This is a genomic window from Kitasatospora sp. NPDC096140, assembly GCF_040303045.1.
Classification (GTDB): Bacteria; Actinomycetota; Actinomycetes; order Streptomycetales; family Streptomycetaceae; genus Kitasatospora.
Genome location: NZ_JBEOUW010000040.1, coordinates 68,829 through 85,322, shown reverse-complemented (window position 1 = coordinate 85,322; position 16,494 = coordinate 68,829). Strand labels below are relative to the sequence as shown.

Genomic DNA, 16,494 nt, shown 5'->3' with positions numbered 1-16,494 from the left:
TGGTCGAGAGCTTCGACGGTCTGCTGGCGGTCGCCGCCGCCGTCGTGGAACAGGATGGTCGGGCCGAGGTGGAGCTCCTTCTTGACGGTGTCCACTTTTCTGCTTCCGGCCCGCTCCAGAGCCGCATGCCGTCCCAGGCCGAACCGCGGTGCCCGGGGCCGAGCGAGGCACCTCGACGCCGTGGCGGCCATGACCCTGGGCACCGCCCAGGTAATCAGACGACTCCGGGAAGCTGGCCGACCGCGGCGGCGCCGGCCGCCTTCCCGATCAGGCCGAGCACGCCTGCCAGCTCACCGACGAAGGCCCCCACCGTCTCCTTCACCTGGCCCTCTGCGCTGACCGGCGACTCGAACAGGTAGCCCAGCTCACCGGCGCCGGTCGCCATCGCGCTCCGCTGTACCTGGTAGTCGGCCCAGGAAGGTCGGAACACGGACCGAGCCTCTTCCAAAGCCTTCTCGTCAACTTCCTCTGTCAGAAGACGCCTTGTCACCTGGTGGGTGGCGAACCACAGCGCGACAATCTGGGTTGCCGTGGCTGGCAGCTGGGCCGGGCCGAGGGAGCGCTCGATGCCCCGGGAGCTCGGGACGATCCAGGGGGAGGCCAGCTGCGTCAGCACCGAGGCGAGTTTGGCCCAGTCGGGCCGCCTGCTCTTCTCCCCGGCCTCGATGAGCAACAGCGCGGTGCGCCGCTGCTTGTGGGTGGCGGTCGGGTGAGCGAACTGTTCGACGAGTTGCTCGGCGGCCCTTCTTCGGCCTGGTGCCGTGTGCAGCCCGGTGGCGCGGGCGTAAGTGCTCCAGGCCCGCCGTACCTGCTCGGTCGGCACCACGGTGTCGTCCAGCAGCCACAGGTACAGGACCGGTCGCACCAGAACGCGCTGCGGAACTCGTTTCAGGGGCGAGCGCTGACGGGCTTTGAGCAGTTCGGTGAACAGCCACCGCTGCTCGGGGGTGAAGGCCCGCTCGTCGCTGCCGTGACGGGTGCTCTTGCGGAACTGTGGGTTCGCGAGAAGTCCGTCCGTGACCCAGTCGCCCACCATCCGAACGCTGACCTGCTCCACGCCCAACGAGTGGGCGTCTGCCACCAGGTCGGCGGCCGTGCCCTCCGTCCAGCTGCCGTCGTGGGGGTCCGTCATGCCGCAGAACTTACACCCAGATTCGGGCTTCACGGCGAGCGTCCAACGGCGGCCGGCGCAAGGCTGAGGGGACAGAAACAAGGAAGTGCTCCGCGCCGAAGGTCCCGCCAGGAAACAGCGGCGCGGAGGCACCCGACCATCTCTCGGAAGGAGATGCCATGTCCCACCGTAACCAGCGCTCCCGCACCCTGCACCGCTCTGGACGGCCCCTCGGTCGCCGACCCCGTCTGCGCCAGGCCCTCCTGCACGCTGCGAGCGTCTCCGCCGCCAGCGCCCTCGCGGGCGGCCTGGTCCGCGCTCTGCTTCACCTCGCACATCTCGGCTGATACCCGCCCGACCCCTGACGAAGGCCCTGTGCCGGCCGGATCGCGAAAGCACCCGCACCGAGCGAGGGGTAGTTGCTGACTCGTGCCTCGCCCTGGCGCCACCGGTTGGACCTTGTCCCAGGTTTGCCGTCCCGCCGCTCTGCGGCCGAACCCGAGCCGCCGGCAGCAACGGCTCCACCAGATCCCACAGACCATCAGGAACAATCCATCCCCAACCCATCACTCCCCCATGACCGATCCAAGGACCCGATAGCCACGCGGAACACGCTGTAGGCGGAACGAGTCGGCCGACGAGAGCCTTGGTCGGAAGCTGTAGCCGCAGTCAAATGCGGCGTGCCCCCCGAACGAAGGTGTTCGGGGGGCACGCTCATGACTGGGGGCGGCGGGTCAGCCCCAAACCTCTTCCAGTTCCTTCTTGACCTCGGCGATGGGGATGTACAGGTCGTCGTCCTCGTCCAGGTTCTGGAACCGCTCCAGCGCGTCCGCCTGGGAGTAGCCCAGAAGGGTCTTGGCCACCATCCACTCCGTGAGGGAGACCTTCCGGTCCCGGTCGCGGTCCATCATCCGGTAGGGGATGAGGACGTAGGTGAGGAAGTATTCCTTGAGATCGGGGTGGTAGGCGGCCCGCACCATGGCGTCCTTGGTGACCTTGCCGGACTCGGCGGTACCAGTGATCTTCGTCAGCCGCTGCCACAGCGTCCCGGTGAGCGCATCCAGCGTCCTCCACCCTTCTTCGCCGGGAGCGATCCCGACCGAAGCGCCCAGGACCAGCGTGAGCCGATCGAAGTCGGCCCTGCTGATGGAGCCGTCCTTGTCGTTGTCGAGGGCGCTGAACAGCCCCTCGGCGCGCTCGGTTTCCTTCGTCATGGCGATCACCTGTCTTCATCGGGTCCATCAGTTGACGAACCATCGAAGATTCCCAGACCGGTTGGCCCCTTGAGGCGAAGCTCCACCGCAGATCATCCGATCGGTGGAATGCTCGCCCTCCAAGGACTCAGCGGCACGGCCATGGCATCGGCCATCGCTCAGTGAGACACAACAAGGCAACTCTCGCATCGTGGGGACACTACTGAGCATAGGACCGTACGACCGCCAGTCGAGGCACTCGCCGAGCTGGTGCTCTGGGGAAAACATCTAACGAGGGGGCCGACTCAGAGTCAGCCCCTTCGGAAACAGCAGGCCAGCAGCCTGTGCTGGTCGCGCCGGACGTTGCATCCGACGCTAGCCAGCTCGTTAGTCCAGGTAGATGCCAGCGAAGGTGCCGTCGAAGCCGAGGGCCACCCGTGCGGCGTCGGTGTCGGGGTGGTGGGTCCAGGTCGGGTTGGCGATCATCGCGTCGAAGTCCTTGCGGGTGATCTCCGGCTCCAGCCACTCGTTCCCGCAGCGGCACCGCACCCACACGTTGCGACGGTGGTTGAGCAGCAGCCAGTCGCGGCGGGCCCGGCAGGCGGAGCAGGTCACCGGCATGCCGCGCAGGGCAAGTTCGGCCGGGTGGAGAAGACCGCGGACGGCCTCCGGGCCGCTGGGGGCCTGGGTCTCGTACTCCAGCTGGAGGAGCGGGTCGGAGCCGGCCGGGACCGGGGTGGTGATGGGGGTCGGGGCGGTGTTGGTGTTCTCGGTGGTTCTGGTCACGGGCTCTCCGTTCGTGGCGCTCGGGCACTTGCGTGACACCTGGTGAAAGCAGGTGTCGAGGGGGTCTGGGAGGGCCGCCCGGCGGGTTGCCGGTTCAGCGGCGTGGTGCCGGGCGGCGCAAGTCGGGCGCCTTGGCCGGTGCCGGCTGCGTGGCACGTGGCCGTGCCGGCTCGGTGCGGGCCTGGGTGACGGGGGCCGTGCGGGTGCGGGGGTGTTCGGGGTTGGCGGGCAGGTCTGCGAGGCGGCGGATTCGCCAGACGATGACGTCGGCGGTGTTGCGGGCGGTTTCCAGCTCTCGCCGGTCGACGGCCTTCTCCAGGAGGGCCTTGGGGTCGTGGCCGGCCTTCTCGGCTTCCGCGAGGACGGCGGCCAGGGCGTCGTCCTCGCTGGCCGGGCCCTTCGGGGTGGCCGTGTCGCCGAGGACGGTGCGGATGGTGTTGTCGTGGCGGCGGCGCTCGCCGTCCGGGAGGGTGCGGCCGATCTCGCGCAGGGTGCGCATGGGGGTTGCGGCGGCCTGCTGGTAGGCGGAGCGCAGGTGGTCGGCGGCTTGGCGGGAGGCGGCGGCCTGCTGGGCGTGGCCTCGGGCGGAGTGCCAGCGGGCGGCGGCCAGGGTGACGAGGACGAAGGTGGACAGGACCATGGCGGTGGCGCCGCCGTCCTCGCCCCGGCCGAGCGCGCTGCCGGCGTGGACGATTCCGCGGGCGGCCGAGCGCAGGGCACGGATGTCGGCGTTCTCGGCGCGGACGTGGCTGCGGGTGGCTCGTTCGAAGGCGCGGGCGGCGTCCCGGAGTTCGGCGCGGGTGGCGGCTGGGGAGGTCTGAGCGAGCGCGTCGAGGAGTTCACCGGCGCCGACGAGGTGGGCAGCGGCTTCGTCGTCGTCCTGGTCGAGGGCGGCGACGGCGCGCTCTGCGACGTGGGCTGCGTCCCGGCGGCGGCGCGCGGGAGCGGAGCGGCCGGGGCGGGCCGGACGGTCGTCCGGTGCGGGGGTGCCGGTGGCGGGTGCGGTGTCGAGGCGGTGGCGGATTTTGGGGAGGGAGAGGTCGGGGGCGAGTTTGGACCCGGAGAACCAGATCGGCTCACCGTCTCGGTTGCGGTCGCCGGGCAGGGCGACGTTGTAGCCGAGGACGTCGCCGGAGGGAGCGTGGCGCAGCTTCACCCGCAGGCCGGCCTCGCGCAGGCGGGTCAAGAACTCCTCCTCGCTGTCAGCTCCGGCGACGGCCTGGCGGACGGCTTCGCGCAGGGTCTCGCGTGGAGTCTCGGTGCGGCCGGTGCGTTCGGCCTTGAAGCGCTCGGCGCTGGTGGGGTTCTTGGCGGCGGTGCCGTCGCCGGGGTTGAGCTGGCGCAGGCCGTACTCCTTCTCGATGAGTCGGGCTTCGGCCTGGGCCTTGCGGCGGTCGAAGGAGAGGTTGGCGAGGCGGCCGTCCTGGCGGACGAGGGTGGCGGCGATGTGGATGTGGTCGTCGGCGTGGCGGACGGCGACCCAGCGGCAGGCGGTGGTGTCGCCTTCGGGGGCGATGCCGGTGGCGTGGACGATGCGGCGGGCGATGTTCGCCCAGTCGTTGTCGTCGAGGTGGCGGTCGCCGGGGTCGGAGCGCACGGAGCAGTGCCAGATGGTGTCGGCGGGGGCGCGGTCGCCGATGGCCTTGACGGGCTGGTCGAGTTGGGCGGCGAGTTGGGCGATGGTGTGGTGGGGGTTGCGGCCGGGGTCGGGGGCGAAGTCGTTCCAGGAGGCGACGAGGTGCTGGTCGGTGTGTTCGTCGCGTCGGCCCGGTCCGTAGAGGTAGCGGATGAGGCCGTAGGTGCCGCCGGTACCGGTGCGGATCTTGGGGATCACCGGCGGACCATCCAGGCGACGGCTTCGTCGACGGCTCCGATGGAGGCTTCGATGCGGTGCAGGAGTTGCTGGAGGTCGGAGGCCGGTTGGCCGCCGGCGTTGAGGAAGTGGGCGACCTGGTTGACGTTGTTGCCGATGGCGGCGAGCTGGCGGTTGGACTCCATGAGTTCCTGGATGCCTCGCCGGTAGTCGGCGATGGCGGCGCCCGGGTCGGTGCTGGTGGCGGCGGCCAGGGTCGCGGCGGCGGAGAAGCCGCCGGGGGCGAGGTCGGCGTGGTCGGCGGCCTTCCGGACGGCGGCCCACTCCGGTTCGCTGAACCGCAGGCTGACGCAGGTGCGGCGCTGGGTGGCGTGCCGGGGACGGCGGCGTCGGGAAGCGGCGCGCTGTGGAGCGGGCGCGAGCGCGGTGTCTGTCCCGGTAGTCGACACCCCCGGGTCGACTCCCCGGTCGTCGGTGGGCCCCCCTGGGTCCGCCGACGACCGGGGTGCCCGCGCCCCCTTCGGGGCGGGGGCGGGGTAAGCATCGCTTACCCCACAACTTGCTCCGCCAGGAGCCTGATCACGGTCATACTCCCCTCCCACCGTGATGCCGTCCTGGTTGGTTGCGCTCATCGGCTCGCCTCGGTGTCACGCTCGCGGAGGTCCAGCAGGAGGTCTTCGACGAAGTCGAGGGCGAGGACGGGATGGTGGAAGGTCCAGGGGTGCGAATGCTGGCCGCGCTGAACGCTGCGGGCACCGTCGGGACCGGTTTCGACGCGCCGGAGGTGGCCGCGCTGGGTGAGGACCGCGAGCCAGGAGCCCGCCTCGGCCCAGGTGGCGGGGGTGGTGCGCATGGTGGGGTGCTCCCGGATGGTGGTGGTTCGGGTGGGTGACCGGCCGGGGTCACCTGGTCGGTCACCCCGGCGGTCTGGGGTCGGTCAGTTCCGGTCGGCGGTGACCGGCTGACGGTGCTGGGTGCGGAGCTGGGCCATCAGCTGGGTCAGGGTGTCGCTGGACAGGGGAATCTGCTGACCGCGGATCGCCTCGGCAACCACCTTGCGGGTCAGCTTGTCCTCTTCCCTGACCGCCTGCCGGGCGATCTTCAGCAGGTCCTCGGTGTCCAGGTCAGGGCGGCGGTCACTGTCCCGGTCAGTGACCGGCGGGGCGGTGGGCGGGGCCGTGACCGGCTGACCGGTGGCCTCGGTGGGGCTGACCGGAGCGGCGGTGACCGGCGGCTTGACCGCCGGTCGGTTGGTCACCGGCCGGCCGGTGACCGGGTGACCGCCCAGGTCAGAGGGCTTGGTCAGGCTGACCGGGGTCAGCGGCGGCTGCGGCGCCGGGGCGGTGACCGGGTGGCTGACCGGGGCAGTGACCGAGTGGCTGACCGGCTGACCGGAGGCGGGGTGACCGGCGCTGCCCTGACCGGCGGTCTGCGCCACCGGCCGCCCGGTCAGTCCGGTTTCCTCCACGGTGGCCTGACCGGGGTCGGGGGTGACCTGACCGAGGTCGGCCTCGGCCGGTCGGTCACCGTGACCGACCGGGGCAGCGGGGCTGACCGATCCCCGGGCGATGAGGATGTAGAGGTGGACGGCGCCGGCCAGGGCGAGCGGGGCGATGGTGGACAGCACTGCGACCACCGTGTCGCCCAGCCGCAGCCCTCTGTCTCCGGAGTGCAGTTCGTTGAGCCGGATCGCGTGCAGGGCGTTGGCCCACAGGCTCGCGCCGGTGGCCGCACCGAAGAGCGTCCACACGTAGGCACGGGCGCGCAGCGGTGCGTCGCGCAGGACGAGCAGGGCGCGTACACCGTAGGCGATGAAGCCGTCGATGACGAGGGGGAAGAGGTAGGTGAGGGGGCCTCTGACGTGGATGGCGATGGCCATCTGTTGGAGGGCGTCGTAGGAGAGCGCGCATCCGGCGGCGCCGAGGGCGATGACGACGGCCCGGTCCCAGCCGGTGACGCGCGCGGGGGCCGGGAGGGCAGCGGTGGTGGTGCTCATGCGGCCGTACCGAAGTCTTCGCGGCGGAACCGGTCGGCGGTGTCGCCGGTGGTGGCGGCGCGGACGGCGTCCTGGGCGATCTGCCGGTGGCGGACGGCGCGACGGGTCTCGCGGTAGAGCTTGAGCGCATGCTCCTCTGTGATCTTGAGGAGCCAGGCGAGTCGCTCGACCGGAACGCCCTGGCGGTATCCGGCGAGGACGATGGCGCGGCGCTCGGCGCGGGTGAGGTGGATGTCGCGGCCGGCCAGGGTCGCGTTGACGCGGCTGTAGTCGAGGCGGTCGGCGATCCTGGTGTGCAGGGGTTCGCGTTCCTCCTCTGTGAGTCCGCCCCTGATGCCGTGGGTGTCGCCCGTTTCCAGGGCGGCGTCCAGGCAGGCGTGGGCGACGGGGCACTGGGCGCACAGGGCCTTGGCGGCGGTGATGGCCACCGTGTCCTCCGGGCCCGGGAAGAACGTCTCGGGGTCGACCAGGTTGTGCTCAGTCGGGGAGCAGGCGGCCTGGTTCTGCCAGCTGTGGTCGCCGAGGGAGCGGTGGTGGACAGGGTTGGTTGTGGTGGTCATGGGGGTTGCTCCGTTCGCTCTCCGCGCGCCGGTGTGGCATCGGCAGAGAGGTGTGCTGGGTCGGTGAGGTCGGGCGGCTCGCCGTGGGGCGGCCGGGCGCGGCGCGGGTCAGGCGGCGCGCTGGGAGCGTCTGCGGTCGACCGGCTCGAAGCTGACCCGAGTGGTCATCTGGGCGAGCCGGGAGGTGACGCGGTCACCGAGGCAGGTGCGGAGGTCCTTGATCGGCAGGTTGGTGGTGATCAGGGTCGGGAGCATGTGGTTGTAGCGGCGGTTGATCAGCCGGTAGGTCTGCTCCTCCACGAACTCGGAGCTCTTGGCAGCGCCGAGGTCGTCGAGGATCAGCAGGGGAACCCGGCTGTAGGCCGCAAGCACCCGCTCGGCGTCGGTGTCCGAGCCGGGCCGCAGCTCTGCGTAGAGGTCCGCGGCGGTGGTGGCGCGCCAGCGCACCCCGACGCCGGCCCGTACGAGGGCTCGGACGGCGCCGTACGCCTCGTGGGTCTTCCCCGAACCGACGACCCCGGCCATCAGCAGGCTCGGACCGGTGCTGACCTGGCGCCGGGCACCGGCGCTCGGGGCAGTGGCCTGGGCGGCGACCTGCCGGATCCAGCCCAGGACCTGCGGGCGCTCGGCGACCGCATCGCGGTAGCGCGGCGGCATTCCGGCCGACAGTGCCGCCTCCGCCGAATACGGCTCCGCCCCGTCGGGGAGGGCAGCGACCGCGGCTTGGCCGATGCCCCGGGCCGCGAGGATCCGGGCCATCCGGTCGAGCACCGACGGGCCTTCAGCGAGCGTGTGCGGGTCGCGGTGGGTGCGCATCACAGCTCCTCGGCGTAGGCGGCGACGGCGTCGACCGGGTTGGTCCACGCCTGGTGGGCGGGCACGTTAGGCCGGATCCCCGGCCGGGCCAACCCGGCGCCACATGCGTTCATGGCGTCGTTGACCAGGCTCGGCAGCCGGGAGGGGTGGCCCTGGATCTCGGCGTACCGGCGCAGCCCGGCCCGGACGTGGTCGGGCGCGATGCCCTCGTCCAGGAGTTTCTTGGTCAGGCGGCCGAGGTGGCCGAGCACGTCGCCCGGAGGCCGCGCGGTGCAGGCGGCGACGTACTCGCCGATGAGCTGGCTGGTCGACGCGGTGTCCGCGTCGGGCGCCCGGCGCCCCGTAGGTGAAGACGATCCAGGATCCAAGATCCTGGATCCAGGCGCCGAGGGCTCCGGGAGGCTTCGGCGAGCCTTCGGGGAGTCCTCGACGAATGCCCTCTGAGCTGCTGCTTTCCGAGGCGCCGAGGCCTGGTCGTCGTCGGTGCCGGCCGAACGGACCGCTCGGTCAGCGGGCTCGGAAGCGATCGGCACGAGGGGCTCCGGCGGGTGCTCGGGCTGGTGGTCGAGACGCTCAGGAGCGTTCGCCGAGCCTTCGATGAAGGGTCGAGGAGCCGTCACACGGCTCTCGGCAACCGTTCCCGAGCCGTCGGTGATGGCGGCACGCTGTATGCAGGGCCCCTTGCAGACACCGCACCGCTCCGGCTCGCAGTGCGGGCACGCGGACAGCCTGGACAGGCTCGGCTTGTCGATCTTCTGGTGGTTGCGCCAGGTCGGGTAGTGGAAGTACTTCCGGCCGTCGCAGCCGACGTACCGGCAGATGGCACCGGCGGTGGCGAGCTGCCTGAGGTGTTCCTCGACGTCCGCCCTGCCGATCTCGTCACGCATCGGCCAGATGACGCCGTAGACGATCGCCGCGTTGTCGCGGTGGCGGCCGTGGTCGTCGGCGTGGTTGGTCATCCCGAGGAAGGTGACCATCGCCGGGATGGAGACTTCGGCGAGGGTCTCGCTGACCCAGGTCTCCGGCTTGATCGAGCGTATGCGCGCCATGTCAGTAGCCCCGGGCGGGCTCTACGGTGCCGACGCCGGGCCGTGGCCGACTCGGGCTCGTCACCGGATCGTCGTGGGTTCCGTTCGGTTCGACAGGCATGCGATACTCCGTGGTTCGTAGGAGCGCGCGGCGGTCTCTCGTGCAAAGAAGTCCCGCTGCTCGCGCGGTAGCGAATCGGCGCCCCTGGCGCCGGCCCGGCGTCCAGGAGTTGGTAGCTCCCGGACGCCGGTCACATTTCCGGACGTTGCGACTCGGCAGCGCGCCCATCTCCGCCGTTCAGCTCGCTGACCAGCAGAGACGGACTTTGGTGCGTCGCATCGCGATCAACGTACACCAAAGTACGCGAGGTGGGGAGACTAAAGTGCGCCCGGCCTGCGCGACGACACCAGGAACGCACTAGAGTGCGTGTAACGCCACACCCTGATGGAGTACGCCGTGGGAGAGATCCAGTCCAGACTGAACCGCCTGTTCGAGACCTGCCCACACCCCAGCGGGCGACAGTTCACGAACCAGGAGGTGGCCGACCTGACGGCAGCTTGGGCCACAGCGGCCGGCAACCCGTCGGCGAGCGTCAGCGCCAGCCTGATCCAGAAGCTGCGCAGTGGCGCGAAGGGGAATCCGACGGCAGGGACGCTGAAGGCCCTCGCCGCGGTATTCAAAGTGCGGGCGAGCTACTTCATCGATGACGAAGAGCCCGCTGCCCCCGCGAGCGATGCACCGGCCACCCGGCAGGACCTGGAGCAGCTGATCAAGGACGAGGACGTCCGGAACCTCGCCCTCCGCGCCAACGGCCTGTCCAAGGAGACCCTCTCCACCCTTGCCGGGTTCATCGAGCGCGCCCGCTCCCTGGAGGGGCTTGAGGACGAAAAGGCTCCGCGCAACAGCTAGGGCCACCCACCCCGCTTGATCATCTAATTCGAAATCAGATGACGTTTCGATAACGCAGGGCATTACTGTCAGTAGCCCCATATCGCCACCGCGTCGCTCCCCTCGCGCCCACACGAGTCGTTCCATAACGCTCCGCAGTCCCACGACCTCAAAAGTTGCACCGGTCACAATCGGTTGATGCGCCGCTCGCCTATGCTTTCAGCGCCGGGCCAAAGGGAGCGAAGAAGCAATTCAGGGCGGGAAAAGGATCATGCGTAACTGGCGTAGGAAGAGCGGCGACGATGACAGGGAAGGCACTGACTTCTCCGCCGTCGCAGCAACCCTCGACATACCGCTCCCGTTCACCATCGAGAAGCTGTGCGACAGCATCGCCGGCGCCCGCGAGCGGCCGATCCACATTCACGCGATAGAACACGAAGGCTCATCGAGCAAGGCGCCCTGCGGTGCCTGGATCGCGCTGGAAAAGGCGGATCACATCTTCGTGGAGAACGCGACGAGTCCACTGCACCGGTCCCACATCATCCTTCACGAGCTGTGCCACATGCTGCTCGGCCACTCCTGCCTTCCCACGGATACACACGAGGCGTCGCCTGTCAGCGCCGCGCACCGCCATAGCCTCGCGGAGGTCCTCTCCGTCGAGGAGTGGGCCGGATTTCCGATCAACCGGATCGTCAGCCTTCTCGGCCGCACGAGCTACACGCACGCTGACGAAAAGGCGGCGGAGGGGCTTGCTAGCGTGCTCGCACGCAGAATTCGCCAGACGGAGGAAGCCGCGCAGCGCCCCACTGATCCACTGTCAAGTCATCTTCTGAAAGCACTGACCGAGTAGCCGGACATGACCGTAATCAATCTGAGCGTGTGCATCGCTCTCTGGGCGATCACGATATGGCGGGCGCCAGGTGCTTGGCGGAACACCGATAAGCGGTCGCTGTGGGCGGCCTTCTTCGTGCTCGCCTGCGAGATGTGCTTCTCCACCGACACCGCTTCGAGGTGGCTCGACAGGACCTTCGGAATCCACAGCTTCTCCGCATTGCTGAAGCATGCGGCCGCGGTTACTGCTGCGGCTTTCGTCCTGGAATTCCTGGCCGACGCGGCGGCGACTTCACGGCCGACCACCGTTGCGGACCGAAAGGGGCGGATGCGCGTCGGCGTCGTCATCCCGCTGGCCACGCTCACCGTGATGATCACGCTGTTCGCACTGGCCGACCGGCCCGACGAAGCACTCGACCTGATGACCGCCTACCCCCACGACTCCCTGGTACTGGCCTACGTCCTGGTGTGGACGACGTACTTCGGCTGGGCCATGCTGACGGCCTCACGGCTCTCGTGGCAGTGGTCTCGCGGACCGGGGCCCCTGTTGCTCCGGCGGGGCCTGGGTCTGATCTGCCTCGGCACGAGCATCGGAATCGTCTATGCGGCGCACCGAGCCTCCATGCTCTTCTTCGCCCGGTTCGACCTCCACCCGGTGCCGGCAGCGGCGGACGTCGCACTGAACGGTCTGCTCGCCCTCGTACCGCTGCTCCTGATCTCCGTCGGCAGCACCATGCCCACCTACCCCAGGGCGAGGGCTGCCGTACGTCAGCACCGCCACCTGACCGAGCTCTACCCACTGTGGGAACACCTCAGCGAAGCCGTTCCGCACATCCGGTACCGGCACAAGCGGCACCAAATGCGCGATGCCCTCGACGTCCGCGGCGTTCGAGACCGCCTCTACCGGCGCACCATCGAGATCCGCGACGCCATGCTGATCCTGAACGGCCACGCACCGACGTCCCTGCGGCTGCGCGCCGCGGACCACGTCGAGGACGCAGGACTCACCGGCCCGACTGCGGTCACGGCTGCGGACGCGTGCTGGCTGCGGGCCGCCCGCGAGGCCCACACCGCCGGCCTCGCCCGACCAGGCAACCCCGAGGCACCGGAACAGGCCGGAAGCGACCTCGACACCGAGGCCCGCCTGCTCCTCGCACTGTCCGACGCCTACTTCACCGACCTCGCCTGCACCTTCGCCCGAGACCACCTTGAGCGACTCGGCAGCACCCGTCCCCTCTCTGCTGGAGCCACCCCGTGACCTTCGCACCACCCGCACCACCGGCCTTCTCGGACTGCACCCCGGTCCAGAAGACCGCCAAGATCATCACGGACGTCCTCGCTCCGGCCAACCTGGTCACCGCCCTCCTCCTGCTCGTGGGCTGGCACAGCACCCAGTCCTGGTCCGGCCTCGGCTGGGGACTGGTGGCCGCCCTGTTCTGCGGTGTCATCCCCATCAGCATCGTGCTGCTCGGGGTCAAGCGCGGAGGCCTGACCGACAAGCACATCCGGGTCCGTCGACAGCGGGTCGTACCGATGGCCCTCAGCCTCGTCTCCGTCGTCGCGGGCATCGTCCTGCTGTACGTCCTGGGCGCCCCCGCCGACGTCTCCGCGCTGGTGGTGGCCATGCTCGTCGGGCTCGTCTCCTCCCTGCTGGTCACCACCGGGTGGCAGATCTCGATCCACAATTCGGTCGCCGGCGGAACCGTCATGATCCTCCTGCTGGTCTTCGGCCCCTGGATGCTCCCCACGGCCCTCGGCGCGGCCGCCATAGGCTGGTCCCGCATGGTCCTCAAGGCGCACACGATCGGGCAGATCCTCGCCGGCACCGCTCTGGGCGGAACGTCAGCGCTGGCGTTCGTGCTTCTTCGCTGAGGGCCGTTCCTCCGGGGTGGTCGAGACACCGCAGCGGCCCCCGGCCCGTCGCCGGGCGACACCGCCCAGGCGACGGGCCCAGGCACAGAGCGGGCTACTTCTCTCCGAGGGCGTGGCGGAGCCAGTCGAGCGAATCGGTCGCGAGGATTGCGTCGGCGAGGTCCTGAGCAGTCTTCGTGGTCAACCGGCCACGGCTGTTGTCGATCCACCGCTGGGCGTTGGCGTAGCCCTGCGCCAGGTACTCGACCCCTTGGATCAGGCACTCCAGCTTGTCGGCATCGCGGGCGCAGACCGCTTCGGGAGACTCCTTGCCTTCGTACTCGGCGATGAGATCCTGCACGGTCGATGCCAGCACCTCGGGCATACCCTTGACCTGATCGGCCGTGACGGCCTCGGGGTCGGCGCTGGTCGCGTATTTCTTGCCGACGTAATTGACGTCGCCGGTCCGCGTCTCAGCGACGTCGTGCCAGGTGGCCAGGAAGGCGGCCCGAGCGGGATCGGCGCCTTCGAGCCTCGCGATGATCGAGGCGACGACCGAGGTGCGCCAGGAATGCTCGGCAACCGACTCGGGATCGCGAACACCCGCCATCCACCAACCAGTGCGCTTGGTGTGCTTGAGCGTTCCCGCCTCGAACAGGAACCGGGCTACCGGGGACAGGTCTTCCGCCACCGTCTGACTCCTCTCACGCCTCGGCGAGGCGGATTGCGTAACGAATGTTCTCCAGCTCGCGCCGCCTGTGCGGCGACACCTCTGCGCTATCCAACATCACGGGAAGTCTGTCGCGTAGCGCGGTTGCCGCCGCTCCCGAGCGAAGCAGGGCCGGTCGGACCTGGAGCAAGGACCACAGGGTGTGGATGTTCAGGTCCAGGTAACCGTGGTCGACGTTGAGGCCGTTGACAAGATGAGCGAGCAACTTGTGACCGGACCACGGCTTCCGCGCCGGGTTCGCGATGAACTCGTCGGACAGCTCAAGTGGCAGCTCTCCGATCCAGTAGGCCCAGTAGGTGAGGTTCGCGGCTGCGCCGGCTTCGTCTGCCAGTGCGGTGTCGATGAAGTAGGTCAGCCTGTCCGGGTCACCGTGTCGGGCCGAGACCATTGCGACCGAGCGGGAATTGAGCCAGTTGCTCAACCAGTCGCCCGGCCTTTCCGACCGTTGCTGGTGAGCCAGCCACGAACGCGTGTCGTCCTGGCTGTCCAGGCCGGCAAGATACAGGGCTTGGCGGCGGAGGAGGAACTGGTGACTCCCGCGGGACTCCTCGGCCGTACGTCGCATGGTGGCGAAGAACCGGGCCCGGTCGGACGCGGCCAGCTCCGGATCTGACGGCGCGGGCCCGCGACGGGGACGCGTCGGTGTCGGCAGCTCGCAGATTTCCTGGGGAGCCCTCCCGTTCAGCGGCCATGCCAGGACTTCGATGAGATCGCGCTGCAGCACCATCGAGGCCAGCGTGCTGTCTCCCGCAGCACCGTCTTCGAGCGCCTCAGCCAGCAATACGTCGGCCTCAAGCGCGCGGTCGAGCGCCTGCAGCATCGCGGACGGCGTGCCCATCCGCATCAACCGGTGGCGGTTCCCGAGCATCTGCCCGATGGGCACCGCGGTGAGCGGACGACGTCCTGTCTCCCATCCTGCGATGGTGTCCACCGAGACACCGAAGTGCTCCGCGAACTCTTCCTGAGTGTGGCCCCGTTGCTCTCGTATCAGCCGCATGACGTAGCCGGAGATGATGCCCGCGCGCGGGCGAGGAGCGCTTCCCTGACCACCGGTCAGGGTTTTGTCGCGGCCTGATCGCATAGGAGCCCCCACCTTCGGGAGTTCGCCGGTCTATCCGTACCCCGGGTCACTGCATGTTCCGATCTCGGACTTCTACCGTCGTAGTCGTCTTGATCGAGGCTAGCCGGAGGCCCGGTCGCAGGTCCTCCATCTCCCCCGATCCAGTGACGAAAGCCTTCGTTCATCCCGTGAGGAGGTGTCGCGATGGTCGTTCCCCTTGCCTCGTCGGGGGCGGGTGTGCAGATGCAGGAGCCGGTCGACACCGACGCGATCCGGTCGGCAGCCCAACAGGTTCAGTACTTCGCAGTCATGGGGGACGCGAGGAGGAGTGGATCTCAACCGGCCGGCTACGCCGGGCTTCTGCTCTCCCGGGCCCAATCCGTGCGTGGCGTGTTGCCTCCCGGTAACCACCGGAGCGCGGCGGACCGGGTGATCCATTTGGCCGACGCCGTACTGGGCAGCGACTACGGCATCACCCTCGACTCCGCGTGCTGGCACGTCGATCACCTGGCGGCCGCTTGTCGACTCCTTCTGAGCCTTCTGGACCCGCCGGGTCATCGCATCGGTGAGCCACCCGATCGTCGGCCGACCAACCATGCCGGGCTCTCTTGCCGGGAGCCGGGCACGTCATCCGCACCCCGTGGAAAGGTCAGAGGTGAACCAGCTTCCCCAGGCACCGTCGGTGCCCGACAAAGCGGTTGCTGTTCGTGCCCTCCAGCAGCCGAGCATCGGCCCGTCGGTGGGTTCTCGACGCGCTCGTCAGCCGCTCACGCAGACTCAGCGCACGGAGGTGGTGGCCGTGACCGAGGCACCGCCCAGTCCGTGGCACCCGTTGGGCATCACACGAGCCGTCTGGACCGTCGACAACGGGCACGACGCTCTCTCCCCTCTCCGAGCCAACGCCGCCCGGGTGCTCACGAACTGGGGGCTCGAACCCGACGGCGCCCAGCTGTTCGCCGTCCTCCTGGTCCTCACGGAGATGGTGACCAACTCCTCCGTCCACAGCGGCTCCGGGCTGATCGACGCGGAGATGTGGAAGGACGGCGACCGCATCGCCGTCGCGGTCGAGGACAGCAGCCGTGAGGTCCCGGTCCCGCGCACCGCCGGCCCCGACGATGAGTCCGGGCGGGGCCTCTTCCTGATCCGCTCCTACTCCGAATCGAGCGGCTGCGAGCGCTGGCCGACCGGCAAGCGCATGTGGGCCGTGATCGACCCCGACCCCAGCCCCGAGGGCAACGTCCTCCTCCAAGCCGCGCTCGGCGGGCTACAGCCCGTCCTGTGACCCGGGCTCCCCCCACCCTGCTGAAGCGGGCTCAGCCCACGCCCGTCCACCTCCTACGGCGCGCGGCAGTGCCGGCGGCTCCTCCGTTGGCGTTCAGGAGGAGCCGCCGTGCCCCCTTCCGACATCTCCTTCGAGGACATGACGACCGTGACCCGGACCTTGCTCACCGACACGCGCACGCCCCCGGCGCACCCGCCGGCACGGTCGTCGGTGGCATCGTCCTGCCCGCACCTCCGCCAGTCCCTCTTCGACCCGCTGTCGGTGGCCGAGCGGGATCTCGCGGCGACGGGCGATGTCCTCAACTCGGCGAAGGCCCTGGCGTGGCGCGGCCGGGTCCTGGCATGCGACGGCCGGCTCGTGGAAGCCCGGCCGACGTTCGCCGGCGCCCTGGACACCTTCCGTGCGCAGGGGTCGCGGTCCTGGGAGGCCTGCGTCCTGTCCTGGCTGGCCGACATCGATGCAGCGTGCGGGCGACCAGGGACGCCGTCACGCTCCTGCGGCACTGCGCCGCCCTGTACCGGCACCACAGCCCCATGACCACGCCCGGG

At 69.7% G+C, this 16,494-nt stretch carries 19 protein-coding genes and 1 pseudogene; 7 read left to right on the top strand and 13 right to left on the bottom strand.

The window, feature by feature from the left end:
• Together ABT048_RS32225 and ABT048_RS32220 are read right to left on the bottom strand one after the other, a co-directional pair.
• Positions 1 to 116 (bottom strand): annotated as a pseudogene (locus ABT048_RS32225) (polysaccharide deacetylase family protein); the annotation flags it as partial.
• Between the two features lie 98 nt (positions 117 to 214).
• A complete protein-coding gene (locus ABT048_RS32220) occupies positions 215 to 1,132 on the bottom strand; it encodes a hypothetical protein (RefSeq protein WP_350525102.1) in 918 nt (305 codons plus the stop codon).
• Positions 1,133 to 1,290: 158 nt separating this feature from the next.
• Here ABT048_RS32220 and ABT048_RS32215 point away from each other — a divergent pair, with 158 nt between their 5' ends.
• Positions 1,291 to 1,458 (top strand): hypothetical protein, encoded by a 168-nt coding sequence (locus ABT048_RS32215; protein WP_350525101.1) that lies wholly within the window; start codon positions 1,291 to 1,293, stop codon positions 1,456 to 1,458.
• Positions 1,459 to 1,845: 387 nt separating this feature from the next.
• Here the strand turns inward: ABT048_RS32215 and ABT048_RS32210 are convergent, their stop codons facing one another.
• From ABT048_RS32210 to ABT048_RS32170, 9 genes are all read right to left on the bottom strand, one after another.
• Positions 1,846 to 2,325: an EF-hand domain-containing protein gene (locus ABT048_RS32210; protein WP_350525099.1), complete on the bottom strand. Its 480-nt coding sequence runs from the start codon at positions 2,323 to 2,325 to the stop codon at positions 1,846 to 1,848.
• 366 nt (positions 2,326 to 2,691) lie between these two features.
• Positions 2,692 to 3,090 (bottom strand): hypothetical protein, encoded by a 399-nt coding sequence (locus ABT048_RS32205; protein ID WP_350525098.1) that lies wholly within the window; start codon positions 3,088 to 3,090, stop codon positions 2,692 to 2,694.
• A gap of 94 nt (positions 3,091 to 3,184) precedes the next feature.
• Positions 3,185 to 4,924, bottom strand: coding sequence for a relaxase/mobilization nuclease domain-containing protein (locus ABT048_RS32200; protein ID WP_350525097.1), 1,740 nt, complete (start codon positions 4,922 to 4,924; stop codon positions 3,185 to 3,187).
• A complete protein-coding gene (locus ABT048_RS32195; RefSeq protein ID WP_350525096.1) occupies positions 4,921 to 5,352 on the bottom strand; it encodes a MobC family plasmid mobilization relaxosome protein in 432 nt (143 codons plus the stop codon). Before ABT048_RS32195 ends, ABT048_RS32200 begins: the two co-directional genes overlap by 4 nt.
• A gap of 179 nt (positions 5,353 to 5,531) precedes the next feature.
• Positions 5,532 to 5,756, bottom strand: a complete 225-nt coding sequence (locus ABT048_RS32190; RefSeq protein WP_350525095.1) for a hypothetical protein — start codon at positions 5,754 to 5,756, stop codon at positions 5,532 to 5,534.
• Between the two features lie 84 nt (positions 5,757 to 5,840).
• Positions 5,841 to 6,899 (bottom strand): DUF2637 domain-containing protein, encoded by a 1,059-nt coding sequence (locus ABT048_RS32185; protein WP_350525094.1) that lies wholly within the window; start codon positions 6,897 to 6,899, stop codon positions 5,841 to 5,843.
• Positions 6,896 to 7,459, bottom strand: coding sequence for a WhiB family transcriptional regulator (locus tag ABT048_RS32180; protein WP_350525093.1), 564 nt, complete (start codon positions 7,457 to 7,459; stop codon positions 6,896 to 6,898). Before ABT048_RS32180 ends, ABT048_RS32185 begins: the two co-directional genes overlap by 4 nt.
• Positions 7,460 to 7,567: 108 nt before the next feature.
• Positions 7,568 to 8,275 carry an ATP-binding protein gene (locus ABT048_RS32175; protein WP_350525092.1) on the bottom strand — a complete coding sequence of 236 codons (708 nt, stop codon included), beginning with the start codon at positions 8,273 to 8,275 and terminating at the stop codon, positions 7,568 to 7,570.
• A complete protein-coding gene (locus ABT048_RS32170) occupies positions 8,275 to 9,324 on the bottom strand; it encodes a hypothetical protein (protein WP_350525091.1) in 1,050 nt (349 codons plus the stop codon). The genes ABT048_RS32175 and ABT048_RS32170 overlap by 1 nt, the downstream gene beginning before the upstream one ends.
• Before the next feature lie 436 nt (positions 9,325 to 9,760).
• Between ABT048_RS32170 and ABT048_RS32165 the strand changes: the two genes are divergently transcribed.
• The 4 genes from ABT048_RS32165 (at position 9,761) to ABT048_RS32150 (ending at position 12,895) form a co-directional block, all read left to right on the top strand.
• A complete protein-coding gene (locus ABT048_RS32165) occupies positions 9,761 to 10,213 on the top strand; it encodes a transcriptional regulator (RefSeq protein ID WP_350525090.1) in 453 nt (150 codons plus the stop codon).
• Positions 10,214 to 10,463: 250 nt separating this feature from the next.
• Positions 10,464 to 11,042 carry a hypothetical protein gene (locus ABT048_RS32160; protein ID WP_350525089.1) on the top strand — a complete coding sequence of 193 codons (579 nt, stop codon included), beginning with the start codon at positions 10,464 to 10,466 and terminating at the stop codon, positions 11,040 to 11,042.
• A 6-nt stretch (positions 11,043 to 11,048) separates the two neighbouring features.
• Positions 11,049 to 12,281 (top strand): MAB_1171c family putative transporter, encoded by a 1,233-nt coding sequence (locus ABT048_RS32155; protein ID WP_350525088.1) that lies wholly within the window; start codon positions 11,049 to 11,051, stop codon positions 12,279 to 12,281.
• Positions 12,278 to 12,895: a hypothetical protein gene (locus tag ABT048_RS32150; RefSeq protein WP_350525087.1), complete on the top strand. Its 618-nt coding sequence runs from the start codon at positions 12,278 to 12,280 to the stop codon at positions 12,893 to 12,895. Before ABT048_RS32155 ends, ABT048_RS32150 begins: the two co-directional genes overlap by 4 nt.
• A gap of 94 nt (positions 12,896 to 12,989) precedes the next feature.
• Here the strand turns inward: ABT048_RS32150 and ABT048_RS32145 are convergent, their stop codons facing one another.
• On the bottom strand, positions 12,990 to 13,565 hold the full coding sequence (locus ABT048_RS32145; RefSeq protein WP_350525086.1) for an HD domain-containing protein: 576 nt from the start codon (positions 13,563 to 13,565) through the stop codon (positions 12,990 to 12,992).
• Between the two features lie 13 nt (positions 13,566 to 13,578).
• Positions 13,579 to 14,685, bottom strand: coding sequence for a helix-turn-helix domain-containing protein (locus tag ABT048_RS32140; RefSeq protein WP_350525085.1), 1,107 nt, complete (start codon positions 14,683 to 14,685; stop codon positions 13,579 to 13,581).
• A 778-nt stretch (positions 14,686 to 15,463) separates the two neighbouring features.
• Between ABT048_RS32140 and ABT048_RS32135 the strand changes: the two genes are divergently transcribed.
• Positions 15,464 to 15,946: an ATP-binding protein gene (locus ABT048_RS32135; RefSeq protein ID WP_350525084.1), complete on the top strand. Its 483-nt coding sequence runs from the start codon at positions 15,464 to 15,466 to the stop codon at positions 15,944 to 15,946.
• A 108-nt stretch (positions 15,947 to 16,054) separates the two neighbouring features.
• Entirely contained in the window at positions 16,055 to 16,483 is a 429-nt protein-coding gene (locus ABT048_RS32130; RefSeq protein WP_350525083.1) for a hypothetical protein, read from the top strand.
• Positions 16,484 to 16,494: the final 11 nt, after the last annotated feature.